At 70.1% G+C, this 16,704-nt stretch carries 17 protein-coding genes; 9 read left to right on the forward strand and 8 right to left on the reverse strand.

Annotated elements, in window-relative coordinates; translation table 11 throughout:
* The first annotated feature begins 3 nt into the window (after window positions 1-3).
* From QA861_RS35230 to QA861_RS35245, 4 genes are all read left to right on the forward strand, one after another.
* Window positions 4-798, forward strand: coding sequence for a thiazole synthase (locus QA861_RS35230; RefSeq protein ID WP_334592756.1), 795 nt, complete (start codon window positions 4-6; stop codon window positions 796-798).
* Between the two features lie 208 nt (window positions 799-1,006).
* The gene (gene pknB / locus QA861_RS35235; RefSeq protein ID WP_334592757.1) at window positions 1,007-2,980 is read left to right on the forward strand and encodes a Stk1 family PASTA domain-containing Ser/Thr kinase; all 1,974 of its coding nucleotides are present in this window, start codon (window positions 1,007-1,009) and stop codon (window positions 2,978-2,980) included.
* A gap of 79 nt (window positions 2,981-3,059) precedes the next feature.
* Window positions 3,060-3,929 carry a deoxyribonuclease IV gene (locus QA861_RS35240; protein ID WP_334592758.1) on the forward strand — a complete coding sequence of 290 codons (870 nt, stop codon included), beginning with the start codon at window positions 3,060-3,062 and terminating at the stop codon, window positions 3,927-3,929.
* 77 nt (window positions 3,930-4,006) lie between these two features.
* A complete protein-coding gene (locus QA861_RS35245) occupies window positions 4,007-4,489 on the forward strand; it encodes a DUF4396 domain-containing protein (protein ID WP_334592759.1) in 483 nt (160 codons plus the stop codon).
* An 18-nt stretch (window positions 4,490-4,507) separates the two neighbouring features.
* Here the strand turns inward: QA861_RS35245 and QA861_RS35250 are convergent, their stop codons facing one another.
* Window positions 4,508-5,155 (reverse strand): sulfite oxidase-like oxidoreductase, encoded by a 648-nt coding sequence (locus QA861_RS35250; protein WP_334592760.1) that lies wholly within the window; start codon window positions 5,153-5,155, stop codon window positions 4,508-4,510.
* Window positions 5,156-5,339: 184 nt separating this feature from the next.
* Between QA861_RS35250 and bfr the strand changes: the two genes are divergently transcribed.
* Window positions 5,340-5,819 (forward strand): bacterioferritin, encoded by a 480-nt coding sequence (bfr, locus tag QA861_RS35255; protein ID WP_334592761.1) that lies wholly within the window; start codon window positions 5,340-5,342, stop codon window positions 5,817-5,819.
* 30 nt (window positions 5,820-5,849) lie between these two features.
* Here the strand turns inward: bfr and QA861_RS35260 are convergent, their stop codons facing one another.
* Together QA861_RS35260 and QA861_RS35265 are read right to left on the reverse strand one after the other, a co-directional pair.
* Window positions 5,850-6,077, reverse strand: coding sequence for a (2Fe-2S)-binding protein (locus tag QA861_RS35260; RefSeq protein WP_443041677.1), 228 nt, complete (start codon window positions 6,075-6,077; stop codon window positions 5,850-5,852).
* 210 nt (window positions 6,078-6,287) lie between these two features.
* Window positions 6,288-7,640: a class II 3-deoxy-7-phosphoheptulonate synthase gene (locus QA861_RS35265; protein ID WP_334592763.1), complete on the reverse strand. Its 1,353-nt coding sequence runs from the start codon at window positions 7,638-7,640 to the stop codon at window positions 6,288-6,290.
* Between the two features lie 148 nt (window positions 7,641-7,788).
* Here QA861_RS35265 and QA861_RS47255 point away from each other — a divergent pair, with 148 nt between their 5' ends.
* Together QA861_RS47255 and QA861_RS35270 are read left to right on the forward strand one after the other, a co-directional pair.
* Window positions 7,789-7,851 (forward strand): trp operon leader peptide, encoded by a 63-nt coding sequence (locus QA861_RS47255; protein WP_443041678.1) that lies wholly within the window; start codon window positions 7,789-7,791, stop codon window positions 7,849-7,851.
* Window positions 7,852-7,991: 140 nt separating this feature from the next.
* The gene (locus QA861_RS35270) at window positions 7,992-9,851 is read left to right on the forward strand and encodes an anthranilate synthase family protein (protein WP_334592764.1); all 1,860 of its coding nucleotides are present in this window, start codon (window positions 7,992-7,994) and stop codon (window positions 9,849-9,851) included.
* A gap of 127 nt (window positions 9,852-9,978) precedes the next feature.
* Here the strand turns inward: QA861_RS35270 and QA861_RS35275 are convergent, their stop codons facing one another.
* The 4 genes from QA861_RS35275 to QA861_RS35290 all read right to left on the reverse strand — a co-directional run bounded on the left by QA861_RS35275 (window position 9,979) and on the right by QA861_RS35290 (window position 13,904).
* Window positions 9,979-11,007: a 6-phosphofructokinase gene (locus tag QA861_RS35275; protein ID WP_334592766.1), complete on the reverse strand. Its 1,029-nt coding sequence runs from the start codon at window positions 11,005-11,007 to the stop codon at window positions 9,979-9,981.
* A 151-nt stretch (window positions 11,008-11,158) separates the two neighbouring features.
* A complete protein-coding gene (locus QA861_RS35280; RefSeq protein WP_443041679.1) occupies window positions 11,159-11,809 on the reverse strand; it encodes a response regulator in 651 nt (216 codons plus the stop codon).
* 68 nt (window positions 11,810-11,877) lie between these two features.
* Entirely contained in the window at window positions 11,878-13,131 is a 1,254-nt protein-coding gene (macS, locus tag QA861_RS35285; protein WP_334592769.1) for a MacS family sensor histidine kinase, read from the reverse strand.
* 32 nt (window positions 13,132-13,163) lie between these two features.
* Window positions 13,164-13,904: a lysophospholipid acyltransferase family protein gene (locus QA861_RS35290; protein ID WP_334592770.1), complete on the reverse strand. Its 741-nt coding sequence runs from the start codon at window positions 13,902-13,904 to the stop codon at window positions 13,164-13,166.
* 189 nt (window positions 13,905-14,093) lie between these two features.
* On the opposite strand from QA861_RS35290, the gene QA861_RS35295 reads away from it, so the two are divergent.
* Both QA861_RS35295 and QA861_RS35300 read left to right on the forward strand, forming a co-directional pair.
* Window positions 14,094-14,975, forward strand: a complete 882-nt coding sequence (locus tag QA861_RS35295; protein ID WP_334594947.1) for an alpha/beta hydrolase — start codon at window positions 14,094-14,096, stop codon at window positions 14,973-14,975.
* Entirely contained in the window at window positions 14,968-15,564 is a 597-nt protein-coding gene (locus tag QA861_RS35300) for a hypothetical protein (protein ID WP_334592771.1), read from the forward strand. The genes QA861_RS35295 and QA861_RS35300 overlap by 8 nt, the downstream gene beginning before the upstream one ends.
* A 283-nt stretch (window positions 15,565-15,847) precedes the next feature.
* On the opposite strand, the gene QA861_RS35305 is transcribed toward QA861_RS35300, so the two are convergent.
* Window positions 15,848-16,603, reverse strand: a complete 756-nt coding sequence (locus QA861_RS35305) for an endonuclease/exonuclease/phosphatase family protein (RefSeq protein WP_334592773.1) — start codon at window positions 16,601-16,603, stop codon at window positions 15,848-15,850.
* Between the last annotated feature and the right edge of the window lie 101 nt (window positions 16,604-16,704).

Genomic DNA, 16,704 nt, shown 5'->3' on the forward strand with positions numbered 1-16,704 from the left:
GCCATGGCTGACGATCCCTTCGTCCTCGGTGGTACGACCTTCACGTCCCGGCTGATCATGGGTACGGGGGGTGCGCCCAGCCTGGACGTGCTGGAGCGGGCGCTGGTGGCCTCCGGCACAGAGCTGACGACGGTCGCGATGCGGCGCGTCGATCCGTCGGTGCACGGGTCGGTGCTGTCGGTGCTGGAACGGCTCGGCATCCAGGTGCTGCCCAACACCGCGGGGTGCTTCACCGCCGGGGAGGCCGTGCTCACGGCTCGGCTGGCCCGGGAGGCGCTCGGTACGGACGTGGTGAAACTGGAGGTCATCGCCGACGAGCGGACGCTGCTGCCGGATCCGGTCGAACTGCTGGACGCGGCGGAGGTGCTGGTGGAGGACGGGTTCACGGTGTTGCCGTACACGAACGACGACCCTGTGCTGGCGCGGAAGCTGGAGGACGTGGGGTGCGCCGCGGTCATGCCGCTGGGGTCGCCGATCGGGTCGGGGCTGGGGATTCGCAACCCGCACAACTTCCAGCTGATCGTGGAGCACGCGCGTGTGCCGGTGATTCTGGACGCGGGGGCGGGGACGGCGTCGGATGTGGCGTTGGCGATGGAGTTGGGGTGTGCGGGGGTGATGCTGGCGTCGGCGGTCACCCGGGCGCAGGAGCCCGTGCTGATGGCTGCCGCCATGCGGAGCGGGGTAAGGGCGGGCCGATTGGCATACAGGGCGGGTCGGATACCCCGGCGGCACTTTGCCACGGCGTCGTCACCTGTGGACGGGATCGCGCGGTTGGATCCTGAGCGGCCCGCTTTCTAGGCACCCTGCGCTGTCCCGCGCTCGATCTCCCACCCACGCACCCCCGTTTACAGTCCGTTTGCAGGTGGGCCCCTCCCGTGGGGCTTCCTCGCCGTCGGCGGCCTCCCCTTGCGATCTGCGTCACAGGTCGGCTTCAGTCCCGCTGCTTTCCTGTGCATTCCTGGCCGAAACTGCGGCCTTGTCAGCGGCGGCTCGTACACTCACCTGCGTGGATACGACCCTTCAGGACCCTCTCGTCGGGCAGGTGCTCGACGGCCGCTATCGCGTCGACGCGCGGATCGCGGTCGGCGGGATGGCCACGGTCTACCGGGCCGTGGACACCCGCCTCGACCGTGTGCTCGCCCTCAAGGTGATGCATCCGACGCTCGCCGCCGACGCGTCCTTCGTCGAGCGGTTCATCCGGGAAGCGAAGTCCGTGGCCCGGCTCGCACACCCCAACGTCGTACAGGTCTTCGACCAGGGCGCAGACGGGTCGTACGTCTATCTCGCCATGGAGTACATCGCCGGCTGCACCCTGCGTGACGTGCTGCGCGAGCGCGGCGCGCTCCAGCCGAGGGCCGCGCTCGACATCCTGGAGCCCGTGCTCGCCGCACTCGGCGCCGCGCACCGGGCCGGGTTCGTGCACCGCGACATGAAGCCCGAGAACGTGCTGATAGGGGACGACGGACGGGTCAAGGTCGCCGACTTCGGGCTCGTGCGGGCCGTGGACACGGTCACCAACACGACGGGCTCCGTCCTCGGCACCGTCTCCTACCTCGCGCCCGAGCAGATCGAGAGCGGCACCGCCGATCCCCGGGTCGACGTGTACGCCTGCGGCATCGTTCTCTACGAGATGCTGACCGGCGACCAGCCGCACTACGGCGACTCCCCCGCGCTGGTGCTCTACAAGCACCTGCACGAGGACGTGCCGCCGCCCTCGTCCCTCGTTCCGGGGCTGGCCTTCGAGCTGGACGCGCTGGTCGCCTCGGCCACCGCGCGCAACGCCGACATCCGCCCGTACGACGCCGTGGCACTGCTCTCCCAGGTCCTGGAGACGCGCGGGTCACTCGACGCCGAGCAGCTGGACGCCGTACCGCCGCAGGCCGTCGCCTCGGCGCACGACAACGCCGAGGACCTGACGAGCGTCATCCCGCGCACGTTGGCCGTCGCGCGGCCCCTGCCCGTCAACGAGGACGAACGTCCGGGTGCCGAGCGGCAGTTCAACCGGACCGGCCGGACCAATCGGACGAGCGTGCTGGGTGCCGTCGCCGCCCCGGAGACCGCTCCGGTCTCCCGGAGGGCCGCACGCGGTCCGAGGCGTCGGGCGCCGCTCGCCATCCTCGTCGCCGCCGTGCTGCTCGTCCTCGGTGTCGGGGCAGGCGTCTGGTACATCAACTCCGGACAGTTCACGCAGGTCCCGGCGGTGCTGTCGCAGGACCGGGCTGTGGCCGAGGGCCGCCTGTCGGCCGCCGGGCTCGAATCCAAGATCGAGTTGGAGTACAGCGACACGGTGAAGCGCGGCGCCGTCATCAGCACCGACCCGGGCGTCAACGAGCGCATCCGGGACCACGACACCGTGACGCTCACCATCTCCCGGGGGCCGGAGACCGTGCCGGTGCCCCAGCTCGCGGGTTACCGCCTCGACAAGGCCAGGGCCGCGCTGAAGCGCGACGGTCTGGAGCCGGGGATGGTCACCCGCGAGTTCAGCGAGGAGGTGCCCCGGGGTTCCGTGATCAGCACGACCCCGGATCCCGGCACCGAGCGGCGCGCGGGTTCCGCGGTCGCCCTCGTCGTCAGCAAGGGCAGCCCGGTGGAGGTCTCCGACGTCACCGGCACCGGTCTCGCCGACGCGCAGGCCGAGCTGGAGCAGGCAGGGCTCAAGGTCAAGGTCGCCACCAAGACCGTCACCTCGGACGACTTCGAGCAGGGCCAGGTCGCCGTCCAGTCTCCGGCGGGCGGCAGCGAGGCGGCCGAGGGCGACACGGTCACGCTGACGGTCTCCAAGGGCCCCGAGATGATCGAGGTCCCGGATGTCGTGGGTGACAGCGTCGACGACGCGAAGGCGGCTCTGGAGGGGGCCGGGTTCACAGTCGACGAGGACCGGGGTATTCTCGGGCTCTTCGGCGACACGGTGAAGAAGCAGTCGGTGGACGGCGGGGACAGCGCCCCGAAGGGGTCGAGCATCACCATCACGATCCGCTGACCCCGGCGGGCCGTAGGAGGCTCGGCGGGCATCGACGTCCGCAGACGGGACGCGGAGCGCCGCGTGACACCCTGAAAGGGTGACCAGCAAGCAGCTCCGTAACCCCGTCGGCGGCCATGTTCCCGTGGCCGGCGGTCTGAACTCCGTCGGCCTTTCCTACGCCCGTGATCTCCTGGCCGAGACCGTGCAGGTCTTCGTCGCCAACCCGCGCGGCTGGGCGACACCCGTCGGCAATCCCCGGCAGGACGAGGAGTTCCGGGCGGCCTGCGCCGAGCGCTCGATCCCGGCGTACGTCCATGCCCCTTACCTGATCAACTTCGGCTCTCACACCGAGGCGACCGTCGAGCGGTCGGTGGAGTCGCTGCGGCACTCGCTGCGGCGCGGGCGGGAGATCGGCGCGCTGGGCGTGGTGGTGCACACCGGGAGCGCGACCGGCGGGCGGGAGCGGTCCGTGGCCCTGAAGCAGGTGAGGGAACATCTGCTGCCGCTGCTCGACGAGCTCACCCATGACGACGACCCGTATCTGCTCCTGGAGTCGACCGCCGGGCAGGGCTCGTCCCTCTGCTCGCGCACCTGGGACTTCGGGCCGTGCTTCGATGCGCTCGACGCCCATCCCAGGCTCGGCGTCTGTCTCGACACCTGCCACATCTTCGCCGCCGGGCACGACCTGACCGGGCCCAGCGGTATGCACCAGACCCTCGACCTGCTCGTGGACACCGTCGGCGAGGGGCGGCTCAGACTGATCCACGCCAACGACTCCAAGGACGTGGTCGGCGCGCACAAGGACCGGCACGAGAACATCGGCGCGGGTCATATCGGTGAGGACCCGTTCCGCGCGCTGATGACGCACCCCGCGACCGAGGGCGTACCGCTGATCATCGAGACGCCCGGCGGGAAGGAGGGGCACGCGGCGGACGTGGAGCGGCTGAAGAAACTCCGGGGCGCGTAGCGGACATGGGAATACCCCCAGGGGGTATATTGCTGGCGAGTGCAGGCAACCGTGACCACGTGACACCGGGGGTACCCATGGAACACGAGACACACGCACACCAGCACACCCAGCACACACCGGCCGCATCCTGGGCCGTGGCCGTCCAGGCCACCCTGCACTGCCTCACCGGCTGCGCCATCGGCGAGGTGCTCGGCATGGTCGTCGGCACGGCGTTCGGCTGGGGGAACCTGCCCACCACGGTGCTGGCGATCGTGCTGGCCTTCGTCTTCGGCTACTCGCTCACGCTGCGCGGCGTCCTGAGGGCCGGCGTCGACCTCCGTACGGCCGTCCGGGTGGCGTTGGCCGCGGACACCCTGTCGATCGCCGTGATGGAGCTGGTCGACAACGGCGTGATCGTGCTGTGGCCGGGCGCGATGGACGCGCACCTCGACGACCTGCTGTTCTGGGGCGCGCTGGCGATCTCGCTAACCATCGCCTTCGTCGTCACCACGCCGGTCAACAAGTGGACGATCGGCCGCGGCAAGGGTCACGCGGTGGTGCACCAGTACCACCACTGACCCCAGGGATTCAGAGCCTCAGAGCTCGGGGCCGTCCCCCGGCTCCTCCTGGTACGAGTAGCGCTGCTCACGCCAGGGGTCGCCGACATTGTGGTAGCCGCGCTCCTCCCAGAAGCCGCGGCGATCGGCGGTCATGTACTCGACCCCGCGCACCCACTTCGGGCCCTTCCAGGCGTACAGGTGGGGCACCACCAGCCGGAGGGGGAAGCCGTGTTCCGCGGTGAGGAGTTCGCCGTCCTTGTGGGTGGCGAAGATCGTGCGGTCGGAGACGAAGTCGGCCAGTCGGAGATTCGAGCTGAAGCCGTATTCCGCCCAGACCATGACGTGCGTGACCTCGGCCGCGGGCGGAGCGGCCTCGATGATCGTCCGCGCCGGAATTCCGCCCCACTCCGCGCCGAGCATGCTGAACTTCGTGACGCAGTGCAGATCGGCCATGACGGAGGCGTACGGAAGGGCCGTGAACTCCGCGTGGTTCCAGCAGTGCTTCTCGCCGTCGGCGGTGGCGCCGAAAACCCTGAACTCCCAGCGCTCGGGGCGGAATTTGGGAACCGGGCCGTAATGGGTGACCGGCCAGCCGCGCTGCATGCGCTGCCCCGGCGGCAATTCGGGCTGCACCGCACCTCCTGAATCGCGCTCTCCCGATTCACTTTCCACCGGCTGACCCATGACTCCATCCTGACAGACCACGAAGAGTGCGCATGACCGGGCCGTCCAGAGCCCAGCAAGTCCGGATAACTTGGACTAAGCATGCCCTTACTTACTAAGTGCGCACTTACTGGACGATCTTCGTTGGCGATGCGATCATTCGGCGGCAACCTCCCCAGTTCCCCGCTTGGAAGGAGCCTCTGCGATGCAGGGCGACCCCGAGGTCATCGAATTCCTCAACGAGCAGCTGACCGCCGAACTCACGGCGATCAACCAGTACTTCCTGCACGCGAAAATGCAGGAGAACTTCGGTTGGACGAAGCTCGCGAAGTACACGCGGCACGAGTCGATCGACGAGATGAAGCACGCGGAGATCCTCACCGACCGCATCCTGTTCCTGGAGGGCCTGCCGAACTACCAGCGGCTCTTCCATGTGCGGGTGGGACAGACCCTCACGGAGATGTTCCAGGCGGACCGACAGGTCGAGGTCGAGGCGATCGACCGCCTCAAGCGCGGGGTCGAGGTCATGCGCGCCAAGGGCGACATCACGTCAGCGAACATCTTCGAGTCGATCCTCGCGGACGAGGAGCACCACATCGACTACCTGGACACCCAGCTGGAGCTGGTGGAGAAGCTCGGTGAGGCGCTCTACATCGCGCAGCTGATCGAGCAGCCGGAGAGCTGAGAAGGCGCCGAAAGCGCCGCCCCGAAGGGGTCAGGCCGCCTCGTCCAGCTGTTCGGCCACGACCGGCGCGCCCTCACCCACGAGCCCACGGGTCGGGTAGGCCCCCCTGCCCAGCAGCGCCTGGATACGTCGTACGCACGAGCCGCAGTCCGTGCCCGCCTTACAGGCCGACGCTATCTGCCGGGGAGTGCAGGCGCCGTCCGCCGCATGCTTCTTGACCTGCGCCTCGGTCACTCCGAAGCAGTTGCAGACGAACACGCGGGTCACCTCCCGACGGGGTACAAAGGCCGTGCCGTACCGAGACCGAGGATGTCCGCAGACGTCCACTTGATCGGTGAGGCAAACCTAACCTTACCCGGATCGCAGGGGGTCGAAAAGTGGTGCGGGGCGCGGATCGTATGTGATCCGCGCCCCATGGCACGCGCCGGTAACAGGCGCACCAGATGATGATCTGCTACGGCTGGTCCGCTACTGGTCCCGGTACATCTCCGCGACGAGGAACGCCAGGTCGAGCGACTGGCTGCGGTTCAGCCGGGGGTCGCAGGCCGTCTCGTAGCGGTGGTGCAGGTCGTCGACGAAGATCTCGTCGCCGCCGCCCACGCACTCGGTGACGTCGTCGCCCGTCAGCTCCACATGGATACCGCCGGGGTGCGTACCCAGCTCCTTGTGGACCTCGAAGAAGCCCTTGACCTCGTCGAGCACGTCGTCGAAGCGGCGGGTCTTGTGACCGGAGGCCGCCTCGTAGGTGTTGCCGTGCATCGGGTCGGTGATCCAGGCGACGGTCGCGCCCGAGGCGGTGACCTTCTCGACCAGCTCGGGCAGCTTGTCGCGGACCTTGTCGGCGCCCATACGGACGATGAAGGTCAGCCGGCCCGGCTCACGGTCCGGGTCGAGACGCTCGATGTACTGCAGCGCCTCCTCGGCCGTCGTCGTCGGGCCGAGCTTGATGCCGATCGGGTTGCGGATCTGGGAGGCGAACTCGATGTGCGCGCCGTCCAGCTGCCGGGTGCGCTCACCGATCCACACCATGTGCGCCGAGACGTCGTACAGCCGTCCGGTGCGGGAGTCGACGCGGGTCAGCGCCGACTCGTAGTCCAGCAGCAGCGCCTCGTGCGAGGAGTAGAACTCGACCGTCTGGAACTCGGCCGGGTCCGTCCCGCAGGCACGCATGAAGTTCAGCGCGTTGTCGATCTCGCGGGCCAGCTGCTCGTACCGCTGGCCGGACGGGGACGACTTCACGAAGTCCTGGTTCCAGGCGTGCACCTGGCGCAGGTCGGCGTAGCCGCCGGTGGTGAAGGCGCGGACCAGGTTGAGCGTGGAGGCGGACGCGTTGTACATCCGCTTCAGCCGCTCGGGGTCCGGGATCCGGGACGCCTCGTCGAAGTCGAAGCCGTTGACCGAGTCACCGCGGTACGTCGGCAGGGTCACGCCGTCACGGGTCTCGGTGCCCTTGGAGCGCGGCTTCGAGTACTGGCCGGCGATCCGGCCGACCTTCACGACCGGCACGGAGGCCGCGTACGTGAGGACGGCGCCCATCTGGAGGAGGGTCTTCAGCTTGGCGCGGATGTGCTCGGCGCCCACGGCGTCGAAGGACTCGGCGCAGTCGCCGCCCTGGAGGAGGAACGCCTCTCCCTTGGCGACGGCCGCCATCCGGGCGCGCAGCTGGTCGCACTCGCCCGCGAAGACGAGCGGCGGATACGACTCGAGCTCCGCAACGACTGCGCGCAGAGCCTCGGTGTCGGGGTACTCGGGCTGCTGCGCCGCGGGCAGGTCTCGCCAGGTGTTGCCAGCGCTCGCGCTGGTCTTAGCGTTCACGGTCACGGCCCCAACATTACGGGGTCGTGTCGGGCGTCCATCCGTCTGCTCATCAAGTGAGACGGGGTTCGCTCGTTCGGGTCCGGTGGGCGGAATGGCCGGTCCGCGCGCCGGTTCATGATCTGCCCGTGTCCTCTGGTGTATGGTCCGTCGCATGTTCGCGCACTCGACCCAGAACCAGAACTGGTGGTGGCCCGCTCACCCGGCGGCCCACTGACTGCGCGTACGCAGACTTCGCGAAGGCCGCCCGAGGGGCGGCCTTCGGTGTTTTCGCGGACTTCCGCGGACTTCCCTCGCCGGGCCGTTCCTCCCGATCACTGATCCAGTCATCGATCGATGGAAGAGGAACGAAGAACGATGCGACTCGACCGGCTCCTGCACGACAACCGCCCGTTCGCCCTGCTCCGCCGCCGCACTCCGGGCCACGACCACGATGTGGTCGAGCTGCTGCTCGGCCCGGTGACCACGTACGAGCGGCTCGCCGACATCCCCGAGGAGGGACTCGCCCTCATCCCCTTCCGCCAGATCCGCGAGCGCGGCTTCGACGTCCGCGACGACGGCACTCCCCTCTCGGTGCTCACGCCCGAGGAGCGTCACGAACTCCCGCTGGCGGAGGCTCTGGCCCAGCTCCCCGCGCATGAGGTGCGGGTCGAGGGCGGTGGCTTCGACGTCGGTGACGAGGAGTACGCGGACATCGTCGGGCGGGTGCTGCGGGAGGAGATCGGGCGGGGCGAGGGGGCGAACTTCGTCATCCGGCGGACGTACGAGGGTGAGATCCCGGGGTTCGGACGCGCCGACGCCCTCGCCCTGTTCCGGCGGCTGCTGGTCGGTGAGCGGGGCGCGTACTGGACGTTCGTCGTGCATACCGGCGAGCGGACGCTGGTGGGCGCGAGCCCCGAGGTGCATGTCCGGATGTCCGGCGGGACCGTGGTCATGAACCCGATCAGCGGGACGTACCGCTATCCGGTCGAGGGGCCGACCCCCGAGCATCTGCTCTCCTTCCTCGCCGACGGCAAGGAGATCGAGGAGCTGTCGATGGTCGTCGACGAGGAGCTCAAGATGATGTGCACCGTCGGCGACATGGGCGGGGTCGTGGTGGGGCCCCGGCTGAAGGAGATGGCCCATCTCGCGCACACGGAGTACGAGTTGCGGGGGCGGTCCTCGCTGGATGTGCGGGAGGTCCTGAAGGAGACCATGTTCGCGGCGACCGTGACCGGGTCGCCCGTGCAGAACGCCTGCCGGGTGATCGAGCGGCACGAGATCGGCGGGCGCGGGTACTACGCGGGGGCGTTGGCGCTGGTCGGGCGGGACGCGGGCGGTGCCCAGACCCTCGACTCGCCGATCCTCATCCGGACCGCCGACATCGCGCCGGACGGGCGGCTGCGGGTGCCGGTCGGCGCCACGCTCGTCCGCGGCTCGGACCCGGCGGGCGAGGTCGCCGAGACCCACGCCAAGGCGGCCGGGGTGCTGGCCGCGCTGGGTGTCGTACCGGGAAGGGCCCGGGAGGAGGGCGTACGGCCGCGGCTCATGGACGATCCGCGGGTGCGGGCCGCGCTGGACGGGCGGCGGGCCTCGCTGGCGCCGTTCTGGCTGCGGATGCGGGAGCGGACCCAGGAGCTGACCGGGCACGCCCTGGTCGTCGACGCCGAGGACACCTTCACCGCGATGCTCGCCCACGTCCTGCGCTCGTCGGGTCTGGAGGTGACCGTGCGGCGCTACGACGAACCGGGGCTGCGCGAGGCCGTCGTACAGCACCAGGGGCCGTTGGTGCTCGGGCCCGGCCCCGGTGATCCGGGCGACCTGGCCGATCCGAAGATGCGGTTCCTGCGTGAACTGACCGCCGAGGTCGTGCGGGACCACCGGCACGGTGTCCTCGGGGTCTGTCTCGGGCACGAGCTGATCGCGGCGGAGCTGGGGCTGGGGATCGTCCGGAAGGAGGTCCCCTACCAGGGCGCGCAGACGGAGATCGATCTGTTCGGGCGCGCGGAGACCGTCGGCTTCTACAACAGCTTCGTGGCGCACTGCGACGACGAGGCCGCCGGAGAGCTGGCGGCGCGCGAGGTGGAGGTCAGCCGGAGTACGAGCGGTGAGGTGCACGCGCTGCGGGGGCCCGGGTTCGCGGGTGTGCAGTTCCATCCGGAGTCGGTGCTGACGCTCAACGGGCCCGCTGTCGTAGGGGAGTTGGTGGCGGGGGTTCAGTCCCTGCGGGCGCGGTAGGTCGTTCGTCTGCGGGCCGGTGGGGGCTTGTCGCGCAGTTCCCCGCGCCCCTAAAAGATGACAAGCACGGGGCACAGCCCCTGCTTTTCAGGGCGCGGGGAACCGCGCGCGCAACCACCCACCACCGTCAGCCGAAGAAGACGCCGGCCTCCTCGTACAGCTTCGGGTCGACCGTCTTCAGCTGCGCCGTGGCCTCCGCGATCGGGACGCGGACGATGTCCGTGCCGCGCAGGGCGACCATCTTGCCGAAGTCGCCGTCGCGGACCGCCTCGATGGCGTGCAGGCCGAAGCGGGTGGCGAGCCAGCGGTCGAAGGCGCTGGGGGTGCCACCGCGCTGGATGTGGCCGAGCACCGTGGTGCGCGCCTCCTTGCCCGTCCGCTTCTCGATCTCCTTGGCCAGCCATTCGCCGACGCCGGACAGGCGCACATGCCCGAAGGAGTCGAGGGTCTGGTCCTTCAGCACCATGTCGCCGTCCTTGGGCATGGCGCCCTCCGCGACGACCACGATCGGGGCGTACGAGGACCTGAAGCGCGAGGTCACCCAGGCGCACACCTGCTCGGTGTCGAAGCGCTGTTCGGGGATGAGGATGACGTTGGCGCCGCCGGCGAGGCCCGAGTGGAGGGCGATCCAGCCGGCGTGGCGGCCCATCACCTCGCAGACGAGGACGCGCATGTGCGATTCGGCGGTGGTGTGCAGGCGGTCGATCGCCTCCGTCGCGATGCCGACCGCGGTGTCGAAGCCGAAGGTGTAGTCGGTGGCGGACAGGTCGTTGTCGATCGTCTTCGGTACGGCGACGACCGGTACTCCGTACTCGTCGGTGAGACGGCCCGCGACTCCGAGGGTGTCCTCACCGCCGATCGCGATGAGCGCGTCGACGCCCATCGCGGCGAGGTTCTCCCGGATGCGGGCTATGCCGTTCTCCTGCTTGAGGGGATTGGTCCTGGAGGAGCCGAGGATGGTGCCGCCGCGCGGGAGGATGCCGCGCACGGCGGGGATGTCGAGGCGCGCGCTGGCGCCCTCCAGCGGACCTCGCCAGCCGTCCCGGAAGCCGACGAACTCGTACTCGTACTCCTGTACGCCCTTGCGGACGACGGCCCGGATGACGGCGTTGAGCCCGGGGCAGTCGCCGCCTCCGGTGAGTACTCCGACGCGCATGGAAATGTCCCTTCGCCGCGGATGCCTGCCAACCTCACGCTAATGGTGATGCAGGTCACTTTGGGATGGGCGGGAAGGTCAATTCCGGTGAATTGTGCGGTAGTTGATCTCGGTCGAACCGGCGTACGGGGTGCGGCGCGCCCTACGCGACCTATTCGTCGTCGTCCAGGCCGCGCTGTATGGCGTACCGCACCAGTTCCACCCTGTTGTGCAGCTGCAGCTTGCCCAGGGTGTTCTGGACGTGGTTCTGGACCGTGCGGTGGGAGATGACCAGGCGTTCGGCGATCTGCTTGTAGCTGAGGCCCTTGGCCACCAGCCGCAGCACCTCCGTCTCGCGGTCGGTGAGCTGCGGAGCCCTGGGCTCGTCGGCGCCCGCCGCCGGCTCCGGGTCGGAGGCCAGGCGGCGGTACTCACCGAGGACCAGACCGGCCAGCCCCGGGGTGAACACGGGGTCGCCGACCGCCGTACGGCGCACCGCGTCGACCAGTTCCTCGGTCGAGGCCGACTTCAGCAGATAGCCGGTCGCGCCCGACTTCACCGCCTCCAGGACGTCCGCGTGCTCGCCGCTCGCCGAGAGGACCAGGACGCGCAGGGCGGGGTTGAACCCGACGAGATCCTTGCAGACCTGGACGCCGGGCTTGGCGGGCAGGTTCAGGTCGAGCACGAGCACGTCGGGTGTGACGGCGCGGGCGCGGCGTACGGCCTGTTCGCCGTCGCCCGCCGTGGCGACCACGTCGAACCCGGACTCGGCCAGGTCGCGGGCGACCGCGTCGCGCCACATGGGGTGGTCGTCCACGACCATGACCCGGAGGGGGCCCTGGCTTCCCTCCGTGTTCCCCCGCATGTCCTCGTTCTCGTTCGCGGTGTCCGTCATCGCCGCTCCGCCTTCCCCCGTGCCGGTCTGGTGTCCTTCGGTACCGTCAGTTCGACCTCGGTGCCTTGCCCCGGCACGGAGATCAGTTCGGCGTCGCCGCCGAGGTCGCGCAGCCGGCCGCGGATCGACTGGGCCACACCGAGCCGCCCCTCGCCCTCGGCCTGCGCGAGCCGCCCGTCCGGGATGCCCGGCCCGTCGTCGCGCACGGTCACGACGACCGAGTCCGGCTCGTCCTCGACGAGGATCCAGGCCCGGGCACCCTCCCCGGCATGCTTCCGTACGTTGTCCAGGGCGGCGCCGACCGCGGCGGCCAGCTCCTTCGCGGCGGCCCGGGCGAGCGGGACAGGGGCGCCGGGCTCGGAGAGCGTGATCGTCGAGGTGGCGTACGGCACGAGCAGGGTGCGCAGGTCCACCGGGTCCGGCGCGTCAGGCTGGGACTCCCCCGCCGTGTGTACGGCGGCGCCTGTCGCCCCGGATCCCGCGTACGGCGGCGCCCCTGACTCCGGTACGAGGCCACCGGAGACGAGAGCGCGCAGCGCGACCTCCTGCTCGCCGGCCATCCTGCCCAGTTCACCCGCCTCGCCGCCGAGCACGGCACCGCGCCGCTGCACCATCGCCAGTACCTGGAGGACGCTGTCGTGGATGTCCCGGGCGAGCCGCTCCCGTTCGCGGGTCGCGGCCTCGATCTCCAGGGCGCGGGCGAGGGTGCGCTCGGAGGCGCGGGCGACCTCGACGACGTACCCGATGGCGATGGAGGCGACCCACACCAGGACCACGTTGTGGACGGTGTCGCGGGCCGGGGTGCCGCGCTCGATCAGGTTCACGACGGCGACCAGCGTCGAGGCGAAGGCCGCCCAGCGCCAGCCGCCCTTGATCGCGAAGGCCAGCACGGAACCGGCCGTCCATATCGACGGCAGCGTGGGACCGCCCGAGGCGACTCTCTCGTGGGCGTCGGCGAGGGGCGTGAGGAGGATCCCGGTGAGCGCGACGGTGAGGTCGGCGGCGAGGAAACGCTTCGTGCAGCTGGCCGCGTTGGCCACCCTGGGCAGGGTCGCGAGGGTCCAGACGAACAGCACGACGAAGTAGGCGACGGCGACCCAGGGCCGGACGAACCCCTCGTACCCGTTGGCGGCGAACCCGATCGCGTACAGCATCGTCAGGACGCGGTATCCGCTGAGCGCACGCCACAGCGGCTGCTCGACCGACATCCGCATGATCTTCGGACGCCCGGCTCTCTCACGTACGGCCATGTTCCCCACCCCGAACCCGCCCCCTGGTACCGCTATCTGGTGCCTGACCGTTCCTTCTCCAGGGCCTTCTGCGCCTGCTTCTCCGCTTGTTTCTCCGCCTTCGCCGCTTCCGAGATCTGGCGCTTGGCGGCCGACGCGTAGATGTCGACGTACTCCTGGCCGGAGAGCTTCATGATCTCGTACATGACCTCGTCGGTCACGGCCCGGAGTACGAAGCGGTCGTTCTCCATGCCGCTGTACCGGCTGAAGTCGAGGGGCTTACCGATGCGGATGCCGGGGCGCATCAGCTTGGGCATCACCTTGCCCGGCGGCTGGATCTTCTCGGTGTCGATCATCGCCACGGGGATGACCGGCGCCCCGGTGGCCAGTGCCACGCGCGCGAGGCCGCCGGGCTTGCCCCGGTAGAGGCGGCCGTCCGGCGAGCGCGTGCCCTCCGGATAGATGCCGAACAGCTCACCGCGCTCGATGACTTCGACCCCGCTCCTGATGGCCGCCTCGCCCGCGCCGCGCGCCCCGGAGCGGTCCACGGGGAGCTGGCCGACGCCCTTGAAGAAGGCGGCGGTCAGCCGGCCCTTGAGACCCGGTGTCGTGAAGTACTCGGCCTTCGCGATGAAGGTGACCTTGCGGTCGAGGACCGCGGGGAGGAAGAACGAGTCGGAGAAGGACAGATGGTTGCTCGCCAGGATCGCCGGGCCGTCGGCCGGAACGTTCTCCAGGCCTTCCACCCAGGGCCTGAAGGCGACCTTCAGTGGCACCCCGACGGAAACCTTCATCGCGCCGTACAACAACCGACTGCCTCCTGTGTCTGTAGATCAGACCTTAACCCGCAGCACTGTCAAAGAGCCCGACGGCCCTGGTCGGTGTCAGTGCGGTCGCGTACGGTGAAGTACGCCTCGAAGCCTCGTGGCTTCCCTGCGTGATCACCCACCCCAGTCACCCACCCCATGAACAGGAGACCGATGGTGCCGGTCCTTCCTGGAGCCGAGCCGTACCGCCATGAGGGCGGGGAGGTCGGAGTCCTGCTCTGTCACGGTTTCACCGGTTCCCCGCAGTCGCTGCGCCCCTGGGCGGAGTACCTCGCCGAGCGCGGGCTGACCGTCTCGCTGCCGCTGCTGCCCGGGCACGGCACGCGCTGGGAGGACATGCAGCTCACCGGCTGGCAGGACTGGTACGCGGAGGTGGACCGCGAGCTGCGCGCCTTGCTGGAGCGCTGCGCCCAGGTGTTCGTCTTCGGCCTGTCGATGGGCGGCGCGCTGACCCTGCGGCTCGCCGCGCGGTACGGCGACCGGATCAGCGGCATCGTGGTCGTCAACCCGGCGAACAAGGTCCACGGTCTTGCCGCGTACGCCCTTCCGGTGGTGCGTCATCTCGTGCCCTCGGTTCCCGGCATCGTGAGCGACATCAAGAAGGAGGGCGTCGCGGAGGTCGGCTACCCCAGGGTTCCGCTGCACGCGGCGCACTCGATGCGCACGTTCTACCGCCTGGTCGACGGCGAGCTGCCCCAGGTCACCCAGCCGATGCTGCTGCTGCGCAGCCGGGCGGACCATGTGGTGCCGGCGGCGGACTCGGCGCGGGTGCTGAGCCGGGTGTCGTCCACGGACGTGGCGGAGATCGTGCTGGAACAGAGCTACCACGTCGCGACGTTGGACCATGATGCGGACCGGATCTTCGAGGAGAGCCACGCGTTCGTCCTCCGGCTCGCGACCGCGGCCGGCGAGGAGTCCAAGGACACGAAGGACACAGAGGGCTCGGTCGGGCCGGGTACCGGCGATGCGCGGGTGCCGCGCCAGAGCCGGCAGGGAGACCAAGTGGGGCAGCAGGAAGGGACGGCCACGGGTGGCTGAGCACGACTCCGACCGCGAGCCGGAGGAGAAGGGTGTGCCCTTCGACGAGGCGGCCGCGTGGGCCGCGATCGTGGAGGCGTACGGCGACGAGCCGCCGGACCCGCCGGGCGCCAAGCCGTTCAAGTCCGTCGAGGATCTGGCGCTGCTCGAACCGGACACCAACGACGACACCGGGGACTCGGTCGACCCCGACCCGAAGGGCAACGCCGACAAGGTGGCCAAGGGCGACAGTCAGCCCGCGAAGCCGCTGGGCAGCTCTGTCGCCTTCGCTCCGGGTGTCGGCGGCCCGCGCGACTACGCGGCGCCGGACGCGTCGGAGGACGACTTCGACGATGACGACGAGGGCCACTTCGTGCCGCCGGAGCCGCCTCCGCTGCCGGCCTCCGACACGACCGCCCGGTTCGCCTGGCTGGCGGTGCTCGGCGGTCCGGTGCTGCTGCTGCTCGCCGTGCTGCTGAGCTGGGACATGACCTGGTGGCTGACGACGCTGGCCATCGGCGGGTTCCTCGGCGGGTTCGCGACGCTGGTGATGCGCATGAAGGGCGACGAGGACGACGAGCAGGATCCGGGGCGGGGCGCGGTGGTCTGACGGCCACCGTCTGACGACCACCGTCGGCTCACTGTCCTGCTCGGGGGACGTTCCAGGAGGTCCGAGACGCGGGGATACTGAGGGCGGCCAGGACCGACAGGTGGTCCGTGGCCGCCCTCAGGCAGCTCCTCTCACCGCCGACTGCCGGCTCCGCGCGGTGGACCGGGTGGGCTCAGGACGCCGGTACACGCAACGCCGCCAGGACCGGCAGGTGATCCGTCGCCGCCCTCAGGCAGCTCCTCTCACCGCCGACTGCCGGCTCCGCGCGGTGGACCGGGTGGGCTCAGGACGCCGGTACACGCAACGCCGCCAGGACCGGCAGGTGATCCGTCGCTGCCGTCAGGTCCGAGGCCAGTACGCCGGGGTGTCCCATCGGCACCCCGCAGCCGAGGACCTCGATGCCGGGCGTGGCCAGGATCGCGTCGATCCGCTGGTGGGGGTCGGCGGGCGTCGAGGTGAACTCCGTACCCCAGGGGGCCGTGGTCCAGCAGTCCTGGAGGCCGGCTGCCAGGCGCCGGAAGCTGCGGCCGGTGGGGCGTTCGTTGAGGTCGCCGCCTGCGACGGCGTGCGGTACGTCCATCGCGGCGAGGCGGTCGAGGAGCAGGCCCGACTGCTCGTACCGCTCGTCCTTCTGCAGGCTGAGGTGGCAGCTCAGTACGCCGAGCCGGGCGTCCCCGAAGCGGACGACCGCCGTCGCGAAGCCGCGCCGGTGGTGGCCGGGCGTGAGGGGGAGCAGAACGTCCTCGGTGTGTTCGACGGTCGCGCGCAGGGAGCAGAGGACGGCGGGGCCGGCTGCGGTGGCGCCGCCGGTGAGGAGTACCTGACCGGAGGCGGCTGCGAGGCGGGCGAGTTTCTTGCGCCAGCGGAAGAAACGGGGGGCTTCCTGGATGAGGACGAGGTCGGGGGCGCAGGCGGTGATGACTCGGGCGAGGGCGGTGGTGTCGTCGCGCATCGAGCGGATGTTGTAGCTGAGGACTCGGATGACGGCGGAACCGTCGGGGTTCGTGTGGGAGTTGGGGAGTGGGGGGTTCGTCGCCATGGGGGTCAAGATACGGACGCGGGTTGGGAGAGATACCGGGAACTCGCCGTGAGAGGTGCGGTAGTTGGCGCGGTGGCGACCGGTGGGGGCTTGTCGCGCAG

The sequence above is a fragment of the Streptomyces sp. B21-083 genome (assembly GCF_036898825.1).
In the GTDB taxonomy this organism is placed as follows: Bacteria; Actinomycetota; Actinomycetes; order Streptomycetales; family Streptomycetaceae; genus Streptomyces.

Excerpts from the sequence above, each read along its gene's own strand:
- QA861_RS35230 (WP_334592756.1), top strand. The coding sequence starts at position 4 with ATGGCTGACGATCCCTTCGTCCTCGGTGGTACGACCTTCACGTCCCGG.
- QA861_RS35305 (WP_334592773.1), bottom strand. The coding sequence starts at position 16,603 with ATGGCGACGAACCCCCCACTCCCCAACTCCCACACGAACCCCGACGGT.
- QA861_RS35245 (WP_334592759.1), top strand. The coding sequence starts at position 4,007 with ATGGAACACGAGACACACGCACACCAGCACACCCAGCACACACCGGCC.
- QA861_RS35270 (WP_334592764.1), top strand. The coding sequence starts at position 7,992 with ATGCGACTCGACCGGCTCCTGCACGACAACCGCCCGTTCGCCCTGCTC.
- QA861_RS35290 (WP_334592770.1), bottom strand. The coding sequence starts at position 13,904 with ATGAAGGTTTCCGTCGGGGTGCCACTGAAGGTCGCCTTCAGGCCCTGG.
- macS (WP_334592769.1), bottom strand. The coding sequence starts at position 13,131 with ATGGCCGTACGTGAGAGAGCCGGGCGTCCGAAGATCATGCGGATGTCG.
- bfr (WP_334592761.1), top strand. The coding sequence starts at position 5,340 with ATGCAGGGCGACCCCGAGGTCATCGAATTCCTCAACGAGCAGCTGACC.
- QA861_RS35280 (WP_443041679.1), bottom strand. The coding sequence starts at position 11,809 with ATGGTCGTGGACGACCACCCCATGTGGCGCGACGCGGTCGCCCGCGAC.
- QA861_RS35250 (WP_334592760.1), bottom strand. The coding sequence starts at position 5,155 with ATGGGTCAGCCGGTGGAAAGTGAATCGGGAGAGCGCGATTCAGGAGGT.
- QA861_RS35275 (WP_334592766.1), bottom strand. The coding sequence starts at position 11,007 with ATGCGCGTCGGAGTACTCACCGGAGGCGGCGACTGCCCCGGGCTCAAC.